The 25,426-nt window shown below is 54.0% G+C and carries 23 protein-coding genes; 1 reads left to right on the forward strand and 22 read right to left on the reverse strand.

Annotated features, from left to right (window positions below):
- Positions 1-40 precede the first annotated feature (40 nt).
- The 20 genes from dnaG to PRIO_RS25590 all read right to left on the reverse strand — a co-directional run bounded on the left by dnaG (position 41) and on the right by PRIO_RS25590 (position 19,222).
- A complete protein-coding gene (gene dnaG, locus PRIO_RS25500; RefSeq protein WP_039785724.1) occupies positions 41-1,861 on the reverse strand; it encodes a DNA primase in 1,821 nt (606 codons plus the stop codon).
- Positions 1,862-1,900: 39 nt separating this feature from the next.
- Complete coding sequence (locus tag PRIO_RS25505; RefSeq protein WP_020426384.1) at positions 1,901-2,380, reverse strand: YaiI/YqxD family protein; 480 nt, start codon at positions 2,378-2,380, stop codon at positions 1,901-1,903.
- 195 nt (positions 2,381-2,575) lie between these two features.
- Entirely contained in the window at positions 2,576-4,654 is a 2,079-nt protein-coding gene (gene glyS, locus PRIO_RS25510; RefSeq protein WP_020426383.1) for a glycine--tRNA ligase subunit beta, read from the reverse strand.
- Positions 4,647-5,534 carry a glycine--tRNA ligase subunit alpha gene (gene glyQ / locus PRIO_RS25515; protein ID WP_020426382.1) on the reverse strand — a complete coding sequence of 296 codons (888 nt, stop codon included), beginning with the start codon at positions 5,532-5,534 and terminating at the stop codon, positions 4,647-4,649. The genes glyS and glyQ overlap by 8 nt, the downstream gene beginning before the upstream one ends.
- Positions 5,535-5,972: 438 nt before the next feature.
- Positions 5,973-6,728, reverse strand: coding sequence for a DNA repair protein RecO (gene recO / locus PRIO_RS25520; protein ID WP_020426381.1), 756 nt, complete (start codon positions 6,726-6,728; stop codon positions 5,973-5,975).
- Positions 6,729-6,764: 36 nt separating this feature from the next.
- Positions 6,765-6,908 (reverse strand): YqzL family protein, encoded by a 144-nt coding sequence (locus PRIO_RS35095; protein WP_020426380.1) that lies wholly within the window; start codon positions 6,906-6,908, stop codon positions 6,765-6,767.
- Between the two features lie 107 nt (positions 6,909-7,015).
- On the reverse strand, positions 7,016-7,909 hold the full coding sequence (gene era / locus PRIO_RS25525; RefSeq protein WP_020426379.1) for a GTPase Era: 894 nt from the start codon (positions 7,907-7,909) through the stop codon (positions 7,016-7,018).
- Between the two features lie 374 nt (positions 7,910-8,283).
- A complete protein-coding gene (gene cdd / locus PRIO_RS25530; protein WP_020426378.1) occupies positions 8,284-8,703 on the reverse strand; it encodes a cytidine deaminase in 420 nt (139 codons plus the stop codon).
- Between the two features lie 251 nt (positions 8,704-8,954).
- Positions 8,955-9,350, reverse strand: coding sequence for a diacylglycerol kinase family protein (locus PRIO_RS25535; protein ID WP_020426377.1), 396 nt, complete (start codon positions 9,348-9,350; stop codon positions 8,955-8,957).
- Complete coding sequence (gene ybeY / locus PRIO_RS25540; protein ID WP_020426376.1) at positions 9,350-9,847, reverse strand: rRNA maturation RNase YbeY; 498 nt, start codon at positions 9,845-9,847, stop codon at positions 9,350-9,352. The genes PRIO_RS25535 and ybeY overlap by 1 nt, the downstream gene beginning before the upstream one ends.
- Complete coding sequence (locus PRIO_RS25545; protein ID WP_020426375.1) at positions 9,844-12,099, reverse strand: HD family phosphohydrolase; 2,256 nt, start codon at positions 12,097-12,099, stop codon at positions 9,844-9,846. Before PRIO_RS25545 ends, ybeY begins: the two co-directional genes overlap by 4 nt.
- Positions 12,100-12,116: 17 nt before the next feature.
- A complete protein-coding gene (locus PRIO_RS25550) occupies positions 12,117-13,088 on the reverse strand; it encodes a PhoH family protein (protein WP_020426374.1) in 972 nt (323 codons plus the stop codon).
- 15 nt (positions 13,089-13,103) lie between these two features.
- Complete coding sequence (gene yqfD / locus PRIO_RS25555; protein ID WP_020426373.1) at positions 13,104-14,285, reverse strand: sporulation protein YqfD; 1,182 nt, start codon at positions 14,283-14,285, stop codon at positions 13,104-13,106.
- A complete protein-coding gene (gene yqfC / locus PRIO_RS25560) occupies positions 14,282-14,575 on the reverse strand; it encodes a sporulation protein YqfC (protein WP_020426372.1) in 294 nt (97 codons plus the stop codon). The genes yqfD and yqfC overlap by 4 nt, the downstream gene beginning before the upstream one ends.
- A 223-nt stretch (positions 14,576-14,798) precedes the next feature.
- A complete protein-coding gene (locus PRIO_RS25565) occupies positions 14,799-15,398 on the reverse strand; it encodes a hypothetical protein (protein ID WP_046505282.1) in 600 nt (199 codons plus the stop codon).
- 16 nt (positions 15,399-15,414) lie between these two features.
- On the reverse strand, positions 15,415-16,416 hold the full coding sequence (floA, locus tag PRIO_RS25570) for a flotillin-like protein FloA (protein ID WP_020426369.1): 1,002 nt from the start codon (positions 16,414-16,416) through the stop codon (positions 15,415-15,417).
- Between the two features lie 39 nt (positions 16,417-16,455).
- Positions 16,456-17,772: an NfeD family protein gene (locus PRIO_RS25575; protein WP_407944505.1), complete on the reverse strand. Its 1,317-nt coding sequence runs from the start codon at positions 17,770-17,772 to the stop codon at positions 16,456-16,458.
- Between the two features lie 317 nt (positions 17,773-18,089).
- Entirely contained in the window at positions 18,090-18,533 is a 444-nt protein-coding gene (locus tag PRIO_RS25580; RefSeq protein ID WP_020426367.1) for a GatB/YqeY domain-containing protein, read from the reverse strand.
- A gap of 15 nt (positions 18,534-18,548) precedes the next feature.
- Complete coding sequence (gene rpsU, locus PRIO_RS25585; RefSeq protein WP_005547957.1) at positions 18,549-18,722, reverse strand: 30S ribosomal protein S21; 174 nt, start codon at positions 18,720-18,722, stop codon at positions 18,549-18,551.
- 140 nt (positions 18,723-18,862) lie between these two features.
- Positions 18,863-19,222: a histidine triad nucleotide-binding protein gene (locus PRIO_RS25590; RefSeq protein ID WP_020426366.1), complete on the reverse strand. Its 360-nt coding sequence runs from the start codon at positions 19,220-19,222 to the stop codon at positions 18,863-18,865.
- Positions 19,223-19,642: 420 nt separating this feature from the next.
- On the opposite strand from PRIO_RS25590, the gene budA reads away from it, so the two are divergent.
- A complete protein-coding gene (gene budA, locus PRIO_RS25595) occupies positions 19,643-20,359 on the forward strand; it encodes an acetolactate decarboxylase (RefSeq protein WP_020426365.1) in 717 nt (238 codons plus the stop codon).
- A gap of 211 nt (positions 20,360-20,570) precedes the next feature.
- Here budA and PRIO_RS25600 read toward each other — a convergent pair whose 3' ends face one another.
- Both PRIO_RS25600 and PRIO_RS25605 read right to left on the reverse strand, forming a co-directional pair.
- The gene (locus PRIO_RS25600) at positions 20,571-24,233 is read right to left on the reverse strand and encodes an AAA family ATPase (RefSeq protein WP_046505314.1); all 3,663 of its coding nucleotides are present in this window, start codon (positions 24,231-24,233) and stop codon (positions 20,571-20,573) included.
- A gap of 1 nt (position 24,234) precedes the next feature.
- The gene (locus tag PRIO_RS25605) at positions 24,235-25,416 is read right to left on the reverse strand and encodes an exonuclease SbcCD subunit D (RefSeq protein ID WP_020430253.1); all 1,182 of its coding nucleotides are present in this window, start codon (positions 25,414-25,416) and stop codon (positions 24,235-24,237) included.
- Between the last annotated feature and the right edge of the window lie 10 nt (positions 25,417-25,426).

Consider the following 25,426-nt stretch of genomic DNA (forward strand, 5'->3'; position numbering starts at 1 on the left):
AATTCGACTCCCTCCTCCCTAGGTACATCCTGTCAACTGCTCATTGTCTCTCTAGGGCTATAATCTCACTTGCTATTTGTGCCGCACGCAAAAAGTCGCCCGACTTCTCAGCCTGAATCATCTCTTCGCGTTTTTGTTCCATCCCGCGTTGCACGGGGTATTTCCGCACTTCACGGATGCAGTCATCCAGAACCTGTGTATTCCAGTCCGGAGGAGTGTCCATCATGGAAATCGCGGTTGCGGTTTTTTCCAGACGGTCATCCTGAAGCGATGATAAAAACCGGCTGATGCCGGGGGGTTTGCCTTGCGCGTAATAGGCATATAGATAAGCGGCAATTGCCGCATGATCATCGATGTTGAACTCTTCTCCGAGGCGTTCGCCTACATATGCCGCGGCATCCGGGTCCTGTATCATCCAGGACAACAGCCGCCGTTCGGCAACATGATAAGCCGGCAGCAAAGTCGGCGCCTGCACCTGCCCTTTTTTATGCCTACCATTATTCCACCTTTTGTCGTTATTATCCCCTTCGGGAAGGTTTTTTTGCATGGACGCCCGAAGTAAATTGCAGTCCTGCTTCAAGCTATCATATGACAGCTCCAGCTCGGAGGCGATTTCGCGCAGGTAGACCTCGCGCTCTGTGGAGGAATGCAGTGAGGCGATAATCTCCAGGGCCTCCTTGACATAGGCTATTTTGCCGTCTTCCTCTAGCAGTATATGGTTTTTTTTCAGATATATAAGCTTAAATTTAATGGATGAAACCGCTGAATCAATGACTTGCTCCTTAAACCGCTCCCCCCCGTGGCGGGAGATGAATTCATCTGGATCGAGTCCGCTGGGAAGCACAGCCACCTTAACCCGCAGGCCATTGTCCTCCAGCATCGGGATCGCCTTCATTGCTGCGGCTTGTCCTGCCTTATCGCCGTCATAAGCCAGAACGATCTCATCACCCAGACTCTTCATTAGAGCCACATGCCCCTCTGTCAGCGAGGTTCCCATGGTAGCCACACCGTTATGCACACCTGCTTCCCAAGCCGAAATGACATCACCGTAGCCTTCAAAAAGGACGATTTGCCGCGTTTTGCGGATGGATGCTTTGGATTGGTGCAAGTTGTACAGAATCCGGCTTTTGTTAAACAGTCTGCTCTCCGGGGAATTCAAGTATTTCGGCTGACCGTCTCCAAGAATTCTTCCGGCAAAAGCAATCACCTTCCCTGTGCGGTTCGCAATCGGAAAAATGACACGTCCGCGAAAACGGTCAATATATCCTTTGCCCTCGCCTCTGGCCGACAGCAGTCCGCCCTTCTCCATCTCGGCGAGATTGAAGCTCCTTTTGTCCAGGAACTGGAGCAGTGTATCCCAGCGGTCCGGCGCATAGCCGATCTGGAACTGGTCGATCATCTTGCCGCTGAAGCCCCGGGATCTCAAATAATCCATGGCGGCAGTGCCGTATTCCGTATTCTTCAGCAGAAAATGATAAAATTTGGCCGACAGTTCATACGCCTGAATCAACCGGTCACGCTCTGGATCAGGAGGGGAGAGAACGCCTCCTGTTCCCTCGGGAACAGGGATATCACTTTCTTCCGCCATTATTCTGACTGCTTCGGGGAAGGATAACCCTTCGATTTCCATCCTGAATTTGATGGCATTGCCCCCCATGCCGCAGCCAAAGCAATGAAAGACGCCCCGTTCGGGCGTTACAGTGAAGGAAGGTGTTTTCTCCGAATGAAACGGGCAGAGGCCCCATAAATATTTCCCCTGCTTGGACAAATGGACAACCTTACCGACGGTATCGACAATGTCATGCCGTGCGAGGACACTCTCGATCACTTCTTCCGGAATATTACCTTGTCCGCTAGCCACTTCAACCACCTTCATCTCTTAACAAATAAATATAATTCGCTATAGCTGGACATTCTCCTGCAAAATCATTAAAAGTTTTGTCAGTTTATGTTGAAAATAAATTTTCTCTTCCGCGGTGATCGCTTTCGGCCCCTTGGAATAATGGCCGCGCCTGCGCTCCACGGCTCTGGCATGCCTGCTTTCCAGCATAAAATCCATGCCCAAATCATCATATTCCTGTCCGCGGTTAGACAAAACCCTGCAGCGTTTGCCCAGCGCCAGCGCGGCCAGGCCGTAATCCTGCGTGACGACAATATCGCCTGCAGTAATGTGATTGGCAATGTACAGATCGGCACTGTCAGCCCCACGATCCACTTGAACGATTGAGACGCCTTCCTCACCCCTCAGCACATGATCGTATGAAGAGACCATGATTACCGGGATGCCGAAGCTCCGGGCCACGGCAATGATTTCTGCCTTCACCGGGCAGGCATCCCCGTCGACCACGATCTTCCTTTCCTGTGATCTTTCCATGCTCATCACCAATTTCCCGTGTAATATATATACGCTTTGCCCAACTGAAATCCTTCTTTACAAAGCATAAATACGGAACGAATGTCAACTTACGCATTGGCACCGTTCCGTATATTTATACCCTAAACCATCGATCTATACCATAAACTGTACAAAAACGTACACTTTAGGGGATACAGACATCAGGATCTCCTAAAGAGACTACCACACCAGCTTGCCAAAATCGGCAAACGCCTTGGAATCGGCATCGATGCCGGCCAGCAGCGCCAGGCGGTTCGCACGGATCTGCTCATCTTCGGCCATGACCATTACGGAATCGAAAAATCCGGTAACCGCATCCTTCAGGCCGGACAGAATCCGCAGAGCTTCCTCCGCATTTCTGGCACGGAGCGCTTCCTGGTACGGTGAGTGAATAGCCTGCCAAGTCTCATATAGCTTGCGCTCCGCTTCTTCCTTCAGCAAAGAAGGCGCTACGGCCGTTCCTTCTGCGGCTTTAGCCGCCAGATTGCTGACCCGTGTCAGTGAATCTACGGTGATTTTGAAATCAGCCTGACTGTTTACAGTATCCATAAGCGCACGGCTTCTTCCCACTACTGCCACGATGTCATCGAAGCCTGCAGCAATTACCGCATCCACAACATCATAACGGACATTGTCGGATAACAGCCGTTTTACACGCAGACCGAAGAACTCGTACAGGTTTATACGCAGGTCAGGAGCAAAAGGTTTCTCTGTGCGTAAATTTTCATGCACCTCCAAGGCAGCATCAAAAATTTCCTCTAAAGAGACCGTCAGCTTATGCTCAAGGACCATCTGCACAATGCCTGCCGCCTGCCGGCGGAGGGCGTAGGGGTCCTGCGAACCGGTCGGAATAATGCCGATGGAAAAGCATCCGACAATCGTGTCGATTTTATCCGCAAGGCTGACCACAAGGCCGACTTCCGAAGCAGGAACAGCGTCTCCGGCAAAGCGTGGCTGATAGTGCTCGAAGATCCCTCTTGCAACCGCTTCGGGTTCACCGGCTTTGCGGGCATAATCCTCACCCATGGTGCCCTGGAGTTCGGAAAACTCATTTACCATTTGCGTCACCAGATCGAATTTGCAGATATCAGCCGTCCGGCTGACTTCAGCAGCTGTCTTTGCGGACAGCCCCAGCTTCACCGTTAACCGGTCAGCTACCGCACGAATCCGGCGGACCTTGTCCCCGACGCTGCCCAGTTCCTCGTGATACACAATGTTCTCAAGCTTGGCCAGCGCATCGCTGATCTGCAGCTTCTGATCCTCTTCATAAAAGAACTTCGCGTCCGACAGGCGGGCACGCAGCACCTTCTCATTCCCTCTGGCGATGACATCCAGCGACTCCGCATTACCGTTGCGGACTGTGACGAAGAAAGACAGCAGCGCACCCGCTGCGTCAAAGACCGGGAAGTAGCGCTGATGCTCGCGCATCGAGGTAATCAGCACATCCTGCGGGATGTTGAGGAAAGCTGCATCAAATGTACCGAACAGCACCGTTGGCGTTTCTACGAGAAACAAAACTTCCTCCAGCAGATCGTCTTTGATGGCAATCGTCCAGCCCTTTTCTTCTGCCAGCTTGTTGATCTGGCTCAGAATCAGCTCTTCGCGTTCCTTCACATCGACCAGCACATGCTGGCTGCGCATCGTTTCCACGTACTTCGCAGGCTCGGCAATAACCGCTTCCGTTCCCAGGAAACGATGGCCCCGGCTTACATTTCCGGCTTTGACGCCGGTGATTTCCAGATCAATCACCTCTTGGCCGAACAGGGCCACCAGCCAGCGGATCGGACGGACGAATTTGAAATCATAGGCTCCCCAGCGCATGTTCTTGGGGAAGGTCATTGCGCTGACAATGCCGCTAAGCCCTTCGGACAACAGCGAAGAGGTGTTTACACCCTCGCTGTTTTTGGTGGCATAAATATATTCCACTCCTGCCAGCTCTTTAAAGGTGAACTGCTCCGGCGATACCCCCTGGCTGCGGGCAAAACCGAGTGCAGCCTTGCTCCATTCGCCGCTGGCATCCAGTGCGATTTTGCGTGAGGGGCCCTTCACTTCTTCACTGATGTCCTCTTGTTTTTCGGCGGCATCCTTCACCAGAACGGCAAGACGGCGCGGTGTGGCATAGGCGGTGACTCCGCTATGGGAAATGCGGGATGCTTCCAGCCATTTGACGGTTCTGTCCTTAAGCTGCTCCATCGCAGCACGGATGAAGCGGGCCGGAACCTCTTCGAGTCCGATCTCAAACAATATATCCTTAGACAAGGTCAGCACCTTCTTTCTTCAGCAGCGGGAAGCCGAGCTTCTCGCGTTCCTCGAGATAGGTCGCCGCTACGGTGCGGGCGAGGTTGCGGACTCGGGTAATAAAGCCCGTTCGTTCGGTCACACTAATGGCTCCCCGCGCATCCAGGAGGTTGAAGGTGTGCGAGCATTTCAGCACATAATCGTAAGCCGGGAACACCAGATGCTGCTCCATCGCTCTGCGCGCTTCCTCTTCATAGGTGTTGAAGAGGGTGAACAGCATTTTGACATCGGAGACTTCGAATGTATAGGTTGAGTGCTCTACTTCCGGCTGATGGAATACGTCACCGTAGGTCATGCCGCCCACCCATTCCAGGTCGAACACATTTTCCTTCTCCTGAATGTAGGAGGCCAAACGCTCCATGCCGTAAGTGATTTCGACAGCCACCGGACTGGTCTCAATGCCGCCGACCTGCTGGAAATACGTAAATTGTGTGATTTCCATACCATCCAGCCATACTTCCCAGCCGAGGCCCGCGCAGCCCAGCGAAGGGTTCTCCCAGTTGTCTTCAACAAAACGGATGTCATGCAAAAGCGGATCTACGCCAAGCGCCTTCAGACTATCCAGATACAGCTCTTGAATATTGTCCGGCGATGGCTTGATAATCACCTGGAACTGGTGATGCTGATACAGGCGGTTCGGGTTCTCTCCGTAACGTCCGTCCGAGGGACGGCGTGAAGGCTCCACATAAGCTACCTTCCACGGCTCCGGTCCGAGCGAACGCAGGAAGGTCATGGGGTTCATGGTTCCTGCCCCTTTTTCCGTGTCATACGGCTGAACGAGAATACAGTTCTGGGCAGACCAGAACTGCTGCAGCGTCAAAATCATCTGCTGAAAATTCATACTACCGACTCCTTCGCTTCACAAGTTTAACTGCGCCTCTTGCCATGGTTCATCTTGCCTGCTGTCGATGGAGGCGGCACTCTTCTATCCTTGCGGTGTCTCACATGAGATCCTTATTGCCGACCACAAGGCAAAAAAGCTCCCGCCCCCATGCCTGATATACAGACATAGGGACGAGAGCCTGAAATATACTCCCGCGGTTCCACCCTACTTGATCTCATCAATAAATGACGAAATCCACTTTCATTCGCCGCTTTCGCACTCCCGGGTGCCATGTTCATGAACGTTGTCCTGCCAGGCTTCCACTCTCCCCGGCTCGCTTAAGGGCAATACTGTTCATTACTTTCCCGATCACTGCACGTTTCTCCATCTTAGGAGCTATAACGGCATATTTATAACAAGAAACTGAACCTATAGTAACGGATTTTTGGCGTTTCGTCAAATATTGTATTTATCAAGCTGGTCGAGAAAATTCTGCGACTTCAGCTTCAGCCCCAGCTGATGGTCCATAAAGGCCCGCATGATCTTTTTGAGTTCAGCACGGGTGCCTTCCTTCACATTCACATTGCCAAGCCGTGTGAGATCAAGTGCAGCGAACAAGCGCAGCAGCTTGAGTGCGCGGGGAGAAATCTCCATTGCAGGAGGATCATTATGCCTGCAGCTGCGGCAGAGCACGCCCCCGAGGCGGGGGCTTACCCGCAGTTCCTCATCCGGCTTGTCCAGACCGCAAACAATGCAGTTGTCCAGCTGCGGACCGTACCCTGCCGCCTGCAGAATTTTCATCTCAAAGACATTTATAATGATGCCGGGCTCCTTGTCTTCCTCTAGCGCATTGAGACAGGCTGTGAGCTGGCGGAACCAAAAACTGCCGGTCTCCTCATCATGAAGCACACGGTCAAGCAGCTCACAGGCGTATGAAGCATAAGCGGCTTTGACCAGATCCTCCCGCAGCGGATGATGGGACTTCGTAATTTCACCAGCATTCAGTGTTCCGAGCCCCCCGTTGTTGCGGAAAAACACATATTCCCCGGCAGTGAACAGCTGGATCAGGGCAGCATGGCGGCTTTTAACCTTTTTGGCCCCGCGTACGAGGACGCCTACTTTGCCGGCGTTTTCGGTGCAAAGCGTAATAATCGCGTTCCCCTCGCCGTAGTCCATGCTGCGGATGACGATCCCTTCCACCCTGTATAGCATGCCTCTTCCCCCAACCATTCGGCAAGCAACCAGTCCTTATTGCGCTTCTTCATCCAGGACCTTCTCTTCCTCCGCAGGCAGCTCCAGGCTGCCCTCAAGCGGATCTGCAGCTTGTTTGTACAGCAGATATGCATCGACATCCCCAGTCATTGCAAAATACTTCCACGAAAAGTCTCGCATTCGTATTCATCCTTTCTTCGGAAACACGATGTCTCTTCAGAAATAGGATGTGCGATAGGCCAGGATCTATCCTTGCAATTCCTGCCAGAAAGCTGCAAATGCAGAGGTTAAAGGTCTTTGTGGAAGCCCAAATCACGCAGAACGCGTTCCTGATTGCGCCAGTCTTTTTTCACTTTTACCCATAATTCCAGAAAAATCTTCGAACCCAGCAGGTTCTCGATATCGGTACGGGCCCGTCTGCCGACTTCCTTCAGCATCGCCCCCTGCTTGCCGATAATAATCCCCTTCTGGGAATCGCGCTCGACAAAAATAACGGCCGACACATGCACAACCCCATTGGATTCGACACGCATGTCCTCGATGGCTACCGCAATGGAATGCGGCACCTCCTCGCGGGTCAAATGCAGGATTTTCTCGCGGATCAGCTCTGCACAGACGAACTGCTCCGGATGGTCGGTAATCTGATCTTCAGGATAATACTGCGGGCCTTCAGGCAGGTATTTCACTACCTGATCCAGCAGTGTATTTACATTGCTGCCAAGCTTGGCGGAAATCGGTACGATTTCGGCGAACTCATGCAGCTTATTGTATTCGGTAATCAGCGGAAGCAGGGCTTCCGGCTCGATTTTGTCAATCTTGTTCATTACGAGAATGACCGGTGTTTTGACATCCTTGAGCTGCTCGGCAATATAGCGGTCACCTCCGCCCATGCCCTCAGAAGCATCCACCAGGAACAGTACGGCTTCCACCTCATGCAATGTGCTCATCGCCGTCTGGTTCATGTAATCGCCCAGCTTGGACTGTCTTTTATGGATACCCGGTGTGTCCAGGAATACAATCTGCGAATTGTTCGCGGTGTATACCCCGTGAATTTTATTTCTGGTGGTCTGCGGCTTGTCCGACATGATGGCGATCTTCTGTCCGATCACCTGGTTCATGAGGGTCGACTTGCCTACGTTTGGTCTGCCGATAATGGCGACAAACCCTGATTTGAATTTCATATGATCTTCCTTCCTGCTTCCTTGGCGCAAAGCCAAATTAGTTGAAAGCATCTGCTATTCCAACAACTTAATTGTATTTTGTGCAGTTATTTCAGCCTATAACTACAACTTTGCGATTTTAGCTGTATTTCGCGCAATTATTTTTGCCAATACAGGCTGTTTTTCCTACATTTAGCGAATTTAACCGCACTAACTGCAATTATAGTCTTTTGGAGCACAAATATCCGTTATTTAGCTGTACGATATGCAGTTAAGCCAGACAGCACGCAATATAACACAGTTAGTTCTGCCAGAATAGAGGCACTTATGGAGCTTCTGTGTTTTAACAGGAACTAAGAGCATTAATGGGTTCAATCCATTAATTTACCGCAGAATTACTCGGGAGCCTGCCCCTGTTCCAGATCAGTGGGGCCAAACGCGCCGGGGAGCAAGTCCCGCACGGTAGTCTCCTGAATATCGCCTCTCAGGTTGCCGAGAATGACCTTCATATCCGGTGCGCACAGCTCGACCATGACTTGGCGGCACACGCCGCAAGGAGACACCGGGCCGTCAGTATCGGCAATCACCGCAATCGCCTTGAACGTTCCAGCCTTATGGCCGTCGGCGATAGCGCGGAAAAGCGCGGTCCGCTCTGCGCAATTCGTCGGGCCGAAGGCGGCATTTTCGACATTGCAGCCATGATGAACATGGCCGTCCTGGTCCAGCAAGGCTGCCCCGACACCAAAACGGGAATAGGGGATATAGGCATTGGCCCGTGCTTTGATCGCTTCCTGTAAAAGAAGAGCAGATTCCATTGTTGTCCTCCTAAAAGTTTTATGAAGCTATGCTACATGTTTTTACTACGCAATAAAACTCGCTTCGGAAGCATACGCTTAAGTTTTGTGAGCCTATGCATCATCCGAATCGCTTCTTACAAAACTTTCTTCGGAAGCATACGCTTAAGTTTTGTAAATCCATAGAGTGAAGCTTACCGAGAGTGAAGACAATGAAAGACGGAGCGCAAAACGCGGGTCCGCCTCTCCCATAAGCTGAAGTTGTAAACTGATTATGACATAAGTCCGGTGATCCAGTCCATCACAGGATGATAAAATACGTAGATTCCCACGATGGCGGCAAAGACCGCCGTGAGCAGTACGGCCCCTGCGGCGGTGTCTTTCGCTTTTTTGGCCAAGGGATGAATCTCCGGAGAGACCAGATCGATTGTCGCTTCAATAGCTGTGTTCAGCAGCTCAGCGGCCAGAACGAGCGTAATTGCGAGCAGCAGCAGCATCCAGCTTGACGGGGGGAGTCTGAGGATGACGGCGGCAGCAAGCACGAGTACAGCCAAAGTGCTGTGCACCTTCATATTCAGCTCAGACTTGAACGCAGAGGCAATGCCGTGCGCCGCAAACCGAAAAGAGTGCCAGAATTTTTTGTGGCCTACCGCCGTATTCTTGACCATTAGCGTGTCAACCCAACCTGAGCCAGCACCTTTTCCTGTTTGGACATCATTTCGGCTTCCGAAACCGCATCCTGATGATCATAGCCCAGCAGATGCAGGAAACCGTGGACGAACAGGAAGCCCAGTTCCCGTTCCAGCGAATGGCCATATTCCAGCGCCTGCTCCTGCGCCCGGGTTACGGAGATAATGATGTCGCCCAATACATAAGGAACATCCTCTCCTTCTTCATCTTCTTCAAGAGCATATATAATTTCAGGCTCGTCTTCCCCGGTTTCGTTCATGGCAAAAGACAGCACATCCGTCGGACGGTCAATCCCCCGGTATTCCAGATTCAATTCATGAATGCGTTCGTTATTGACAAAAGTAAGATCCACTTCGCCTTCGTCAATCCCTTCCGCTTCGCCGGCCTTTTGCAAAATACTCTCCAGCAGAGTAATCAGCTCATCGCTTATTGGGTGTTCTTCCTGTTCGTTATTCCAGACGATTGCAAGGCTCATGTTGTTACGGCCCCTTCCTCTTTTTTCGGTTTTTTCACATCCTCGGGATATTCGATCCGTGAATGAAAAATCCCCATTACCGTTTCTTTCAGCGTCCGCGCAATGATATCCAGCTCCTTGATCGTCAGATCGCATTCATCAAACTGATGATCGTCCAGACGGCTCTTGATGATTTTCTCAATCATCGTCTCCACCTGTACAACTGTAGGCTTGCGGAGCGAACGGACGGCTGCTTCCACACTGTCGGCTATTCCGACTACGGCCGATTCCTTGGACTGGGCTTTTGGTCCCGGATATCTGAAGTCCTCTTCGGTGAAATCGGGCTCCACACCCTTTTCCTCAGCCAGCTTCAGTGCTTTATGATAAAAATAATGCAGGAATGTCGTGCCGTGATGCTGTTCGGCAATATCCCGGATCGGCTTCGGCAGCTTGTACTCCTTCAGCATTTCCACCCCGTCCCGGGCATGCGCCACAATGATCGACTTACTGAGCATCGGCTCAATCGAATCATGCGGATTCTCCATGTTGTTCTGGTTCTCTATGAAATAAAACGGCCGCTTGGTCTTGCCGATATCGTGATAATAAGAGCCTACCCGGCAAAGCAATCCATCTGCGCCAATCGCCTCCGCCGCCGCTTCCGACAGGTTCCCGACCATCACGCTGTGATGATAGGTTCCCGGCGTTTCCGTAAGCAGCTTGCGCAGCAGGGGATGGTTCGGATTCGACAGCTCCACCAGCTTCAGCGCCGACAAGATACCGAAGGTAGCCTCGAAGAAAGGCATCAGACCGATAACCAGCACTGCAGTCAGCAGACCGCTGGCAAAAGAGAAGCCAATCGCATATAAAGCCTGCGTCTGGTTCCAGACACCTCCGGCCAGCACATTCAGCATAAATACAGTCACGCTGCCAATCAGGGATACCATGATTCCGCCTTTCAGGAGCGTGGAGCGCTGCCCTGCACGGTGAGTGGCAAAAATAGCGACATAGCTAACGATAAGCGCAAAGAAACCGAAGGTGAAATCAAAGATCGTGTTCTGCTGCACATTGAGCATAATACTGGCAAGAATGCTGAATAAAATGGAACAGAAGTAGGCCAGCGACATATCCAGCAGCATGGTGATCAGCATCGCGCCAATCGCTACCGGCGCCAGGAAACCGACGTATGCTCGTGCATCCGTCTGCAGAAACGCAGCGAGCTTAACCGTAATAATCGTAATTATAAATACCAGCACCAGCATAAGCAGCTGGGAGTTATTATACTTGAAGCCGGAAGCTCCGCCTGAATACCGGATGAATGTAAACAGGCCAAAGGATAACAAAGCAGATAAAATCAGCAGGCCGAACTGCGGCCAGTAGTTGACTTCGTTGCTCAACAGTCCGTTGTCGTCCAGAAGGGTATACAGCTCAGGAGTGATCAGCTCCCCTTTCGCGACAAGCACATCCCCCTGCTCAATGAACACATCGGGTGTATTTTCGCGGGCCTGCACTTTCGCTTCCTTGGTTGCTTCCTCGTCGTAGAACTTGTTGCTCGTAATCACCAGCCGCACCAGTTCCTGCACCACCTCACGGGCCGTGCGCTGGCTCAGCGAACTGACGCTCACCTGCTCGGCCACCTTGGCGCGCGCGGACTGGGCATCGGTAATCTGGTCGTTCATCAGCTTGGTGACAATATCCCGGGCCACCGGCTTCATCTCGATAATGTCCTGCGAGGTCAGACGCGGAATTTTGATGTAAGTCTCTTCCGGAATAACATAAGTCTGATCCTTGATCACGGACTGCATCTCATCCAGCAGCGTATCGGAATAGGTGCCTGCATTCCGGCTGGAGGCTACAAAATTCAGAATAAAATCACTGGCCCGCTGCGGGATCTCCTCACGGTAAATCGCCGTTTTGTCACTTTGCGAGATCAGGTCATCCTGATTAAGGCGGTCGATCCGGTCCAGCAGAGAAGTTACAAGAGTGTCCGCTCTCATTGGAATAATCGCATAGCGGTTGGTCACATTCTCAGCCGCTTCTTCCTGGGCTTTTAGCTTGGCTTTGGTGTCAAGGATTTGCTTGGGTGCAGTGATTTCCTTGGCACTGTGGGTTCCCTCTTTGATGTCATACTTCTTGGGTACCAGGTCCGAGGACAGGCTGAAGTAGAAAACAAGCCCCAATAACAGGAAAAGAGCATAGCGCGTCACCGCGCTATACTTCCACCCGTTGCTATTGTATACAAATCCGCTTAATTTCGATGGTTGCTTTGAGGCCATGAAGACAGTCCCCTTTTTTATTCGAGGTTTTCGGCAGAGCGTTCATAGGCGACGATAATTTTCTGCACGAGGGAATGCCGGACTACATCCTGTTCTGCAAAATAGACAAAGCCCAGCTCATCAATGCCGGATAAAATCGTTTTGGCTTCAATCAATCCCGATTTTTTGCCGCGGGGCAGGTCGATTTGGGTCACATCCCCCGTAATCACCATCTTGGAGCCGAACCCTAGGCGGGTCAAAAACATTTTCATTTGTTCCGGAGTCGTATTCTGGGCCTCATCGAGAATGATAAAAGAATCATCCAGCGTGCGCCCGCGCATGTATGCAAGCGGAGCAATCTCAATCAGCCCGCGCTCCAGCGCTTTGGCGACCTGATCGGGGCCCATAACGTCGTATAAAGCGTCGTAGAGCGGACGGAGATATGGATCTACCTTTTCCTGCAGATCCCCTGGGAGGAAGCCCAGGCTCTCTCCCGCCTCCACTGCCGGACGCGTAAGCACTATTCGTTTCACGGACCCTTCCTTCAGCGCCGTAACGGCCAGTACCACTGCAAGATAGGTTTTGCCGGTACCGGCAGGCCCGATGCCGAAGACGATGTCCCGCTTTTTGATCGTAGTCACATAATGCTTCTGGCCGATTGTTTTGACCCGGATGGGCTTGCCGCGGAAGGTTGTCGTGATTTCACCCTTGAACAAATCAAGCAGCTGATCGGCCCGGAAATCCTTTGCCAGCTCCACCGCATACTGAATATCCCGCTCACTGAGGATATAGCCGCTGCGGATCAGGGAGAGCAGCACACCAAAAAGCTGCCCCAGCATGTCCACTTCCCGCTCCGCACCGCGAATCGTAATTTCAGCTTCACGCGAGTCAATTACAGCCGGAATCTCACTTTCGATTATTTTTAGAAAACCATCCTGCGGGCCGAACAGGGATTGCGCTTCTCCCGCATTTTGCAAAGATATACGAATGCTTGCAGTCTGTTCTGACAAGTAGCCTCATTCTCCTCAGTTGTTTACTATTGGAAGTTCTTGCGTAATTCTCTCTTCCACTTCAAAGAGCACTTTCATATAAACTTTACCATTCTCTTTCTTCTCATGCAAAATTTTTTGACTTTTAATAACGCTGTCTGTGCCGTAACGGGCCAGAATATCATTCTTCGCCCGCGTAATCCCTTCCTCGCGTGCAGCCTCGGGCGTCAATGTTTCGGCAGTATCCAGGACCTCCATTTCCTTCTCGGTCAGCAGCCCCAGCGGCAGCTGAAAAGAACGCCAGGTCAGCGGATCATGCTCCGTCAGTGTACGCGATTCCGCAAAGTCTGCTTTACCGTAACCCCATAACTGGACCGCCCATTTGCCCAGCACCAGATAGGTGCGGTCCTTCCGCTCTCCTGTATATGAGCTTCTTGTCCGGTTCAGTGGCACCTCTATATTGTATTCGTGCCAGACCAGGCCTTTCACCTCGCCTTTGGCAACGACATATTCCATATTTTCTTCATCCCCAATCGCACCGGAGATCAGGATCTGCCCTTTTTTGACCCGGGTGTTGCGGGTTACCACCGGCCTGCCCTGCTCCGCGTAGATTTCGGTCACCACCGCATCCGTCCTGCTGATCAGGTGGCGTTTGCTGAGCAGCGGCTTGTTCTCCGGCTGGTCGGATTCAACAATATGGATTTTTACGCTCGTCCCCGTCCGCTGTACCCCAACCCAGGAGACACCCGGAAGCGTTGAGGTCAGCTTTTTGGAGAGCTTGTCCGGATCATCCATGCGCCAAATCCACTGGAAAGGATATACCCCCTCATGGCGTGCAGCCTGCAGAATATCCTCGGAGTTAATCCGGTCATTCCCTTCAATCTGGACAGTCCATATCATCGAAGACAGCAGCACCAGGCCAATGCCGAACAACAGCAATCCTGCAGCAAAAAACTTCCGTTTCCACAGCTTGGCCGCATTAAAGGGCAGCCCGTTTCTGGCCGTGACACGGGTGCGGCAGCCTGTCTTTTTCAAGAGCGGCCGAAGGGCAAAAAAGTCATCCAGCAGCAGGTTCAGGGAAGCGCCGTCCCCGGCAGGCCTCACATCCCAGATGACGATGTCCGCTTCAGTAACAGCATTGATAAACTTTTCCACCTGCGGTCCCGTCACATGCAGTGTAACGAACCCCCGCAGTGATGCCAAAGGCGGCTGCTTCATGAGTTCTCCTCGCTTCCCTTATATCTGATCTCCCCGATAATCCCCTCTACTGCCAGCTCCTGGCCCAGAATATTCCGGATCACAAGCCCCTCGCCGGAGATTTCCAGCGAGCCGTTCACTAACGCAAGCCTCAGCTGCTCGGAAGAAAAATGCAGCACGCCGCGGTGGTTCTCAATATACAGTTCTTTATTGCCGATCAGGGTGATTCGGGGCAGCTCCTGCAGCACATCCTGCGGAAGATCCAGTACCCCGTTTGTCCATCCCCGCAGCCTGCGGCCAATACGGGTCATAAGTAGACTTCTCCCCCTTCCTGCCTTCTGTACACCTTATGCGGGAACGCTATTGTTTATGAATTAGGCGGGAACACTCGTGACTTAAATCGCAACCTTGTTCAAAAACAACAAAGGTGTCCCAAGCAGCGGCAAGAAACAGCTGCTTGGGACACCCTTGTAATGATACCTTATCCCCGGAGTCAACCGGGGCTTTAGAACCACAAAACTCTCATCAGGCCGGTCAGATCTGCCTGCGGTTAGAACGGGGCTGCCGGGAACGTGGCGGACCCAGTATCTCCGCCCATATGAGCCCCTCCCGCAGCGCATTGCGGTCAGCGGCAAATTCACGGCTGCCGGCAGGACTGGAATCAGGCCGGGCCCCTTTTTCTCCCGAGTCCGCACCGGCTGCAGCCCCGTCAAAATGCAGATGCAGCCGCTCCAATTCACGCTGCATCCGCTCGGCACGGGCCTGTACCCCATCCTCTTCACCGGCTTGCTCCAGCGAAAGGCCTTCGCCGGTTTCATAGTCGGGAGAGGGGCGCTCCGAAGACTCCGGCCAAGCCGGAGAGGCGTCATAATCCGCCTCAGCGCAGGACGCGGCAGGCTGGCCCGGGTACGGGGTACTGCCTCCGGGAGCAGGGAATCCGCTGCGCTTATTGGTGTCCCCGTATTCCGGCTCGCGCTTCGCACGCCGGCCGGGATTCAGGGGATATCCGCCCCCTCCACCGAAGGTTGGCATTCCCCCGCGCGGAGCGGCCCCCCCTTTATTTTTACCCGCCTTGTTCAGGCTGGAAATGATTGCGATGATGATAATCGCGGCTACGTAGATCAGGCTGCCCATGGGAACTCACATCCCCTTATTTATTGGTTGGACGGCTGCTGTCGTCACCATCATTTAGTTTGCCGAGCGAACCGCGCATTTGGGTGTCAGCTTCAATATTTTTGAGGTTCATGTAATCCATGACCCCAAGCTTGCCGGAGCGCAGCGCTTCCGCCATTGCCAGCGGCACCTGAGATTCGGATTCGACGACAAGCGCCTTCATCTCAACGACGCGGGCCTTCATTTCCTGTTCATGCGCGACCGCCATCGCTCTGCGCTCTTCAGCTTTGGCCTGGGCAATGCGTTTGTCTGCCTCAGCCTGTTCCGTTTGCAGGTAAGCACCGATATTTTTGCCCACATCAACGTCAGCTATATCGATGGAAAGAATCTCAAAAGCGGTTCCGGAATCAAGCCCTTTGGACAAAACCGTCCGCGAGATGGAATCGGGATTCTCCAGCACGTCTTTATGGGTGCTGCTCGAACCTACGGTTGTTACAATCCCTTCGCCGACACGGGCGATAATCGTTTCTTCACCGGCACCGCCGACGAGACGGTCGATATTGGCCCGTACAGTCACTCTCGCCTTCACCTTGACCTCGATGCCGTTTTTGGCAACAGCGGCTACAATCGGCGTCTCAATAACCCGTGGATTAACACTCATCTGCACAGCCAGCAGCACATCGCGTCCGGCCAGATCAATCGCAGCCGCTCGCGTGAATTCCAGCGGAATATCGGCACGCTGTGCAGCGATCAGCGCATTGACGACCCGGTCGACGTTACCGCCCGCCAGATAATGGCTCTCAAGCTGATTGATGTTCACACCCAGCCCCGCCTTGGTGGCCTTGATCAGCGGATTGACGATCCGGCTTGGCGTAACCCGCCGCAGTCTCATCGCCACCAGGGTTATAATACTGATTCTTACACCCGCAGCCCAAGCTGAAACCCACAGCATAACCGGGAAAAAACTGAAAAACACACTCAGCACGATAATCACAACAACCGCGATCAGCAAAATAGTAATTGTTGACGCTTCAATCATACCTCTTCCGACCTCCGTTACAATTTGTATTCCGTTCTCCTACTCCGCTGCTTCCTTCACGACCACACGCCCGCCTTCGACTTTGATCACAGAAATGGAAGCTCCTGCGGCAATAAAAGAGCCCTCAGTAACCACATCTACCCGCTCACCATTCAGACTGGCTGTGCCGGCCGGGCGGAGCGGTGTGATACTGATGCCTGAGGCTCCGACCAGACTTAGCTTCTCCAGCACGGGAACAAATCCCTGCTCCTTGGTAAGACTGTCCTGTAAAATAAACCTGTTCCAGATCCCCCGCTCCTTAAAAGTGACTGCAACTATCGCAATAACCACAGCCGCTGCGGCAAAAGCAATGCCCAGGCTGAACAATGCATGCGTATAGTTGTAAGCAGCCCTCACTACGCCTGCTACGAGGAATACTGAGCCAAGCAGTCCAAGTATGCCAAAGCTCGGCACAAACAGCTCCAGAACCAGCATGACAAGTCCAAGAATGAACAGCAGCCAGGTTTCGGAACCGGCAAACCCTGCCACATAGTTGCCGAAGAAATACAGCGCAAAAGCCAATGTGCCAATGATCCCCGGAACGCCGAAGCCCGGCACCAGCATTTCGATGACAATTCCCGCTATACCGACGAAGAGCAGAATCGTCATCACAATCGGATTTGTCAGAAAATGCGACATTTTTTCCGCACCGGTGTGCTCTACTCGAAAAATGTCGTCTGTTGAATAGCCCAGCGAGGTGATGGCCTCCTCAGGTGTACTGGCGATGCTGTCTGCGTAACCGGCTTTGAGCGCTTCATCGCTGCTAAGGGCGATAATCTGGCCATGTGCCTTGTTCACACCAAGCTCAGGCTTGTTCACCACAATATTTTTATCCATCATTCCGGCGGCTATTTCCGGGTCACGCCCGTTCAGCTCAGCGGCACCGACCATTTTTGCTTTCCAGTAGGATACCAGCTTGGCATCGTCCACACTGCCGCCTTTGCCGTCCACCAGGGAAGCCGCACCGATCATGCTGCCCGGCTTCATGATGATGCTGCCCGCATTCAGTGCTATGTAACTGCCTGCTGAAGCCGCATCGCCGTTAATGAAAGCAGCAGTCGGAATTGTACTGTCGCGCACCATCATGCCGATCTGCTCGGCCGAGCTCACCAGCCCCCCTGGGGTATCAATTTCCAGCAGAATCAGGACAGCTCCGTAGTTCGCCGCCTCCTGAAACCCGCGCGCAAGAAAGCTCTGCAGCCCCCGCTCGATCTCCTGATCAACCGGTATGATAAATACCGGACCGCTCTTAGGTTCTGCCGGACCCGTTCCCGGTGCGCGGGGTGCAGTGTTATCGGCGCTGACCCTCCCCGCCATAGGCAACAAAAACAGCATCAGAAAAAGCAGGGAAATACCCGCTGCAGCCATTTTTCGAAATCCGTTCAAGGACTCCTCTCCCTTCCTCCCCAATTTCCAGCCCATAATGCTATAGTACGCCCTGCAGGCCTAAGCGTTTCATAAACGAAACCAGACAGAACAGCGGAAAAAGGGATACAGTATATGCCTATCCTATACTGTATCCCTAAAATAATCCGATAAACATATCCATAAATATCTCATGTTCATCTGAAGCTTCCAAGTTATTTCTCAATAAAATGAAAAACACCCCTTATCAAAGGGGTGCTAGCGTTATATTATTGCAGAAATTGCAGAACCGCCTGGTTCACGAGTTTACCATCGGCGCGACCTTTGACCTTAGGCATCAGTGCGCTCATCACCTTACCCATTTCACTTTTCGAAGAAGCACCGGTTTCCTGGATGGTCTGCTGTACAATTACTTTAATTTCTTCTTCGGAAAGCTGATCTGGAAGGTATTTCATGATAATCTCGATTTCTGCCTTCGTACTCGCGGCAAGCTCGTCGCGACCCGCTGATTCAAATTCTTGGAGGGCATCTTTGCGCTGTTTGATTTCACGACTAAGGATATCAAGCACTTCGTTGTCGTCTAATGTTCTCTTCAAATCTATTTCAAGATACTTTATTGTAGAACGAACCATTCGAATCGTGGAGAGTGTGAACTTGTCCTTACTCTTCATCGCTTGCTTCATATCTTCGTTCAATCGTTCGCTAAGATTCATGCGTGGGTAATCCTCCTAAAACTTTCTCTTACGAGCAGCCTCAGACTTCTTCTTGCGCTTTACGCTTGGCTTTTCATAATGCTTGCGTTTCTTCACCTCAGCCAAGACACCATCCTTAGCAATGGAACGTTTAAAGCGACGAAGTGCAGCATCAATTGTCTCGTTTTTGCGAACTTTCGTTTCAGACACCAGTTTTCCCTCCCTCCGACCAGACCGTCCAAGAGCATAACAACACGGTTCATCAAATTTCATTATAGGTCAAAGCGAAATAAGGTGTCAACCTTCGTGTCATTCTTTTTTTGGGCCGGGTGCTCCGTATTTGATTTCTGTCAGGCGTGGGATGTCGAGCTGCCGACAAGCGCGCCTAATTTGGCACCGCCAAGCAAGTGATAATGGAGATGAGGCACGGCCTGTCCGCTGTCCGGTCCACAATTGTTAATCAGACGGTACCCGCTGTCCGCAATTCCGAGCTCTACAGCAATTTGCTGTGCTACAGCGTGAATCTCCCCGATCAGCGGCAGGTCCTCCGGTGCAACATCATTCATGGAAGCAATGAACTTCTTGGGAATGATCAGCACATGAACCGGGGCTGCAGGCTCTATATCATAGAAAGCCAGAATCCGTTCATTCTCGAAGACCTTTTTGGAAGGGATTGAACCCTCAATAATTTTGCTAAACACAGTTTCCATGGGAATGCTTCCTCCTGTCAGTTTTGGTGAAAGTCCAGCAAGTACATTTGGCCTCTGCAAGCTATGCTTGGGAATGGCTTTCGTCGCGGCATCATAATTGATGTCTATAATCATACAGGATAATTCCCGATTGGGAAAGGCGCCGGGAACATACCCTGTATAGGTCACTTCTGGGCCTATAATTCGTCCGGATTATTATTTGAAGACCTCAAATCAACTATAATATGTTATTTATTACATTTGTTAATTAAAAATAAAACTGTTGATTTTACTTTTTATGGTAATAAAATAAAGGGGGTTGTTTAGAAATGAGTACAGGAACAGAAGATACTGCTATTTTCGGACAATACCAAGCCCGGTGAATAGCTGCTGCCTCATTCCATGAACCGATTTCATCTTCCAAAAAGGAGTTCTTCCCTCATGAAAAATCATGTGATTTATCAGGTTTCCACAATGATTGCCCTGCTGAGCGGCCAGTATGACGGATCAGTGAGTTTTGGCAAACTGAAAGAATACGGAGATTTCGGCATCGGGACCTTCCATCAGCTGGACGGTGAAATGATTGCCTTCGACGGAGGCTTCTACCATCTGTACCCGGACGGCAGCGCCAGACCAGTAAGTCTGGAAGAGAGCACCCCCTTCTCTACCGTGACCTTCTTTGAGCAGGATCAGACGCTGCTGGTGCACACCCCCCTGGCCCGGAGCGAGCTTGAACAGGTGATCCATACGCTCCTGCCGAGTCCAAATATATTTTATGCGATCCGTATCGACGGACATTTCCGCGAGGTGCACACACGCACTGTTTCGCATCAAGACAAGCCTTACAAGCCCTTTGTTGAAGTGACGGAGAACGAGCCATCGTTCCATTTCTCTAATGAAGACGGAGTGATCGCCGGCTTCTGGATGCCAGCGTTTGCCCAGGGGATCGGAGTCTCAGGATATCATTTGCATTATATTAACGATGCCCGCAACGGAGGAGGACATGTTCTCGACTTTATAGTGGAGCACTGCACGATATCGATTTGCAGCAGTGAGGATCTCCGGTTGAAGCTTCCGCACAATGATGATTATTTAAAAGCCGATTTAGCTGCTGCTTCACTAAATGAAGATATAGCAGCCGCCGAAGGCCCTCGCTAAGCACGCTTATGGCTTAACCCGAAGTTTATTTGCACAAAAAAAAGAAACACCCTGCTCAGCTTAGAAAGCTGATTCGGCGGCGGACGTATGAAAAGGAGAAATGCTCCCGGTCATACGTCCGCCGAGGTGTTTCAAATGATGTCGGCTTAGCTGTATTATAACAACGGGATGATGCTGTATCTGTGACAGTTATCACACTAAATGCCGGACATCACATTTTTTCCAGTATAATCCGCGAGCCCCCGCCTCCCTGCTCTGCCGGGATGACAACCAGCTTGCGGGGCAGACGTGCTCTTAGTTCGGGAACGTGGCTGATAATGCCTACAGAGAGCTGATCATTATGCAATCTTTCGAGCGAAGTGATAACAGTATCGAGCAGATCCGGGTCCAGTGTGCCGAAGCCTTCATCCAGAAAAAAGAACTGCAGCGGGTACTGCCCGCGAAGCTGAATCTGCGCCGAAAGCGCCAGCGCCAGGGACAAAGAGGTCAGGAAGGTCTCCCCGCCGGACAAAGTGGATACAGGACGCCGCACTCCGCCATTCCCGTCATCCCGAATCACAAACCCTCCCCCGGAATCAACCTCAAGCGCATAACGCTGCTTGCTCAGGAAACGCAGCCGCTGTGAAGCGGCCTGGCAGACCTGCATCAGCTGCTCCTCGGCAATATACTCCACAAAAGCATTTCCGCGCAGCACCGTTTGCAGCTTGGACAGCCGGTCCTGAAGGGCCGCATGCTCCGCACGCTCGCCTTCCAGCTCCATCCAGCGGATATGCCGGTGCTGCAGATCTTCCAGATCGCGTTCAGCCCGGGCCCGGTCCTGCAGTGCAGTCTCATCGTCTTCCTTGCATCTGCGCAGAGTCTCCTGACTTTCCTGCCACTCTTCTGTGCTGAGCACAGCCCCTTCCAGCTTCTCTTCAATATTCCGCAGCTGGAGCGCAACTTCAGCTTCACCGTCACGGTGGGCCCGCACCCGGGCAGCAGCCTCTGCCCGTTCCTCCGGCGCAAGTGCTGCGCCCTCCACCTCGGAGGCGGATTCAAACGCTGAGGTCTGGAGGCAATCCTGCCAAATCGAGACTGCGGCCTCGGAATGCTCACGGGCGGACTCCGCCGCCTGACGGCTGATAGCGGCTTCCTTCACCGCATGCTGTGCCTGTTCTGCTGCCGACCGGTGAACCTGTCTGCTGCTCTCCAGTCCTGTCTGCAGCTCCTGCAGGCGTTTCTCGCATTCTGCCAGCAATGCAGCGGCCGCCCGGCCGCCGGTCCACTGGAGCAGACGCTGCTCCTTCTCCCGCTCCAGTGCTTCTTTGCCTTCAAGCTGCGCGTTCCACTGGGCCAAGTCTCTGTCCAAAGCTGCAATCTCTTCCTGCAGCGCCTGCACGGAAGTGCTCTTGTCATCCAGAAACTTGACACTGATCTCCAGCCGCCCTCTGATTTCCTCAGCCTGCTCATCCTTCTTCAGCATTTCCCGGTAGGCATGTTCGGCTTCATCCGGTGCCAGCTCCGGAAACAGCCGTGACCATTCCTCCCGGAGTTCTCCCAGCTGCCGGTCCAGCTCTCCGGCCTTGGCTGTCAGGCCTTGCAGCCACACTGCTTCGGCTTCCACCGCCGCAGCTTCCTTGTGGCTCAGCTGCTGCTGCTCCTGCAAGGAACGCTGCCACTCTGCTGCAACCCGGCGCAATTCACCGGAACGGGACTTCAGCGCAGAAAATTCAGCTTCCAAGTGGGACAGGGCCTGCTCATCAGGAACTGTGGGGGAACCGGAAGCTGCATCGGGACCCGAAGCAGCCGCAGCCTGCGATGGATCAAACGAGTCCTCGGCTGCTTCAAGGCTGGAATGGACCGGCGGACGCGATAGATCAAAAGAGTCCTGGACTGCTTCATGGCTGGAGGGGGCCGGTGAACGCGATGGGTCAAGAGAGTCCTGGGCAGCTTCATGACTGGAAGGGGCCGTTAAACGCGATGGGTCATAAGAGTTCCGAGCAGCTGCAAGGCTGGAAAGGGCTGCAGAAGCCGTGGTACCGCCGCGCTGCTCCATTCCTGCAGCCGCAGGTGCTGCGAAGGATTCTGCCGCCTCTGCGCCGTATACCTGCTCCAGCCAGGCCACGTCTTGCTCCAGCAGGCTCCGGAACCAATGCCGCGCTTCAAGCGCCCGTCTGCCCAGGGTCCGGGACTGTTCGAGCTGGCGTTCCAGCTCTTCCCGCCCGGCGCTGTCCTCTGCCAGCGCCGGCGCGGGGTGGTGGAGGCTGCCGCAGACCGGACAAGGCTGCCCGTCCTGCAGTTCACTGGCGAGCGACAGGGAGAGCCGGTGCAGCTCTTGGCCTTTGAGCGCCGCCGCAAGCGTACTTCCATGAAGCTCCAGCTGACCGGCGGCGGCCTCTGCTGCGGCCTCCCCGGCCCGCAGCTGTTCCAGGTGCAGCGCTGCGGCGGCGATTCCCCCGCCGCGCTGCGCCTCAAGCGACCGCTGCCGCTCCCCGGCGGCGGCCAGCCGCGCCTCCGCCGCCGCGAGCACCGCGGCGCGCTCGGCGCGTTCACGTTCCGCCGTCTCCCGCTGGGAGGAGGCGGAACGCAGGCCTTGCAGCCGCTGCATGGCTTCCTGCAGCGACTGCCGCTCCTGGGAGCGGACCGCTAACGGCTGCAGGCTCTGCTGCAGCTCGTGCTGGCGCTTTTGGCCCTTGGCCAAAAGCTCACGCTCCCGGGCCATGCTCTCCCGCCGGGCAGCCAGCCCGCGGGAGGCCTCGTCGCGGCGCTCCAGCACCGCCGCGCGCTCGCGCCGCAGCCCGCCGAGCTCAGCTTCCAGCTCGAGCGCGCGGCGGTACGTATCCGCCCCCTGCCGGAGGGCGGGCTCCTCCGCAGCCAGCGCGGCCTGCGCGGCCGCTTCAGCTGCGGCCAGCTCCGCCGCCTTCCGCTCGGCGGCGGCGGCCTGCACCTCCTGGCCCTCCGCGCGGGCCAGGCGGCTCTTCCAGGCCTCTTCCGCGCTGCGCCAGGCTTTCAGCGCGGGCAGCATTTTCTCGGCTTCGTCAGACTTGCCGAGCTTCTGCTCCAGCAGGAGAATGTCCGCCTCCTGCGCGAGCAAAGCCTGGCGCTGCCCCTCGCGCCGGGCGCGCTCGTCCTGCAGCTCGCGGATGCGGGCATAACGTTCCGCCCGCTGCACCGCCTCATCCAGCCGCTTGCGGCAGTCTGCCGCCTGCCGGACCGCTTCCTGCAGCCGTCCGGCGGCAGCCTCAACATCCGCCTTGCCTGCACTGCCCAGCCCCTGCTGCTCGGCTTCCAGCGCCCGCAGGGCGGCTTCATTCTCCTTGACCCGGCGGCTGAGCTTCATCGCCAGCCCGTCGCCATACTGCTCCAGATGAAAAAGACGCTGCAGCATTTGTCTGCGGTCCACGCCGCGCAGCGACAGAAATTCGGCAAATTTCCCCTGCGGCAGTACAACGGCACGGGTGAAGTCATCCATTTTGAGCCCGATATGCTCTTCCACGCACCGGGTAACATCCGCGAGCTTGTCGGCCAGCACATGATCACCGTCTGCGGCAACTTCAATGAAACGGCTGATCGTATTGCTCACTGACTGGTCTCCGGTCCGTTTGAATTTCCGTTCGACCCTGTAACGGCGGGGACCTGAGGAGGAAGTGAGCTCAAAAGTAAAACTAACGCTTAGCTGGTCCTCGGAATGGTTCATGATACCCTGGGTCCCATTGACCGCACGTTCCACCTTTCCGTACATTGCCAGCGTTATCGCGTCCAGCACGCTGGATTTGCCGCTTCCCGTTGGTCCGAAAATACCGAACAGCCCCGTCTCCGTCAGGCTTCCAAAATCAATCTCCTGCTGCTCTCTATAGCTTTGGAGTCCGGCTACTTTTAGTAGAATTGGTTTCACTTCAGTTCTCCTCCCCTTCCGCAGGCTCGCGCCGCTCTTCTTCCGCCAGCTCCAGGAACAGCTCGATCAGGCTGTCCTCAGGCTCTGCCCCGCCGGTCTGCCGCTGATAAAATCTGCGGAACAGCTCCTGCACCGGCATGCGCGAGCGGGCCATCTCCTCAAGCTCCTGCTCCATCTGCGGATAAACCGGGCGGATATGTATAATCCCCTCGCGGGATTTGCGCAGCCGCTGGATATCATTCAGCGACATCGCTTCCGTGAGGCGGAGCTCCAGATCAATAAAAGCTGTGGCGTCCCGGCCTTCATCCAGCCAGCCGTAGACCTCCTGCAAGCCTCCGGAGGACTTCCAGTTCACCAGAGGACGGCCGCAGCGGAGATAAATTTCCTCGAAAGAGGGCTCGCCTCCGGGCGCAACCTCTATCAATGCTACGGACTTCGCCTGGCCGGCTTCGGAGAAGCTGTAGGCCAGCGGCGATCCGCTGTAACGGATCATGCTGTCGCCTTTTACGCGCTGGGCGCGGTGCAGATGCCCAAGCGCTGTATACTGTGCACCGCACGACAACGCTGAAGGATCTACAGTATACGCTCCGCCGACCTGAATAGGCCGCTCGGAGTCACTCTCCACTCCGCCCAGCACATAGATATGGCTCATCGCCAGATTAACGGTCTGGGGCGTGAATTCCCGGCCCAGCAGATTCATCAGCCTGCCGACCCGGGCACTATAGGCAAGACGAAGCTCATCTTCCCCCGCATCCCCGGCAAGGAGCTCGCCAAGCCGTGCTTCGGAAGGGTAAGGGAGCGCAGCGATTTTGGCAACCTCGCCTGTACGTGCGGCATGAACCGTCACCGGTTCGGAGGTAGGCATGCCTACCAGTGCAATGCCTTGTCTGCGGACAAGCGGGGATACGGACGCGACACGCTCCGGCTGATCGTGATTGCCGGAGATGACCACAAGCGGCCTGCCATCCGCAGTCAGCCGGGCGGCTGCATCGTAGAACAGCTGCTCCGCCGCTGCCGGCGGATTCACGGAATCATAGACATCCCCCGCCATCAAGATAAGATCTGCCTGGGCTGCATCGGCAATCTCCACCAGCTCATCGATGAACTGCTCCTGCTCCTTCTGCCGGCTTCTTCCTTCCAGCGTCCGCCCCAGATGCCAGTCTCCCGTATGCAAAATACGCATTTACGCCCTC

Origin of the sequence: Paenibacillus riograndensis SBR5, assembly GCF_000981585.1 — a bacterium.
Lineage (GTDB): Bacteria > Bacillota > Bacilli > Paenibacillales > Paenibacillaceae > Paenibacillus_AQ > Paenibacillus_AQ riograndensis.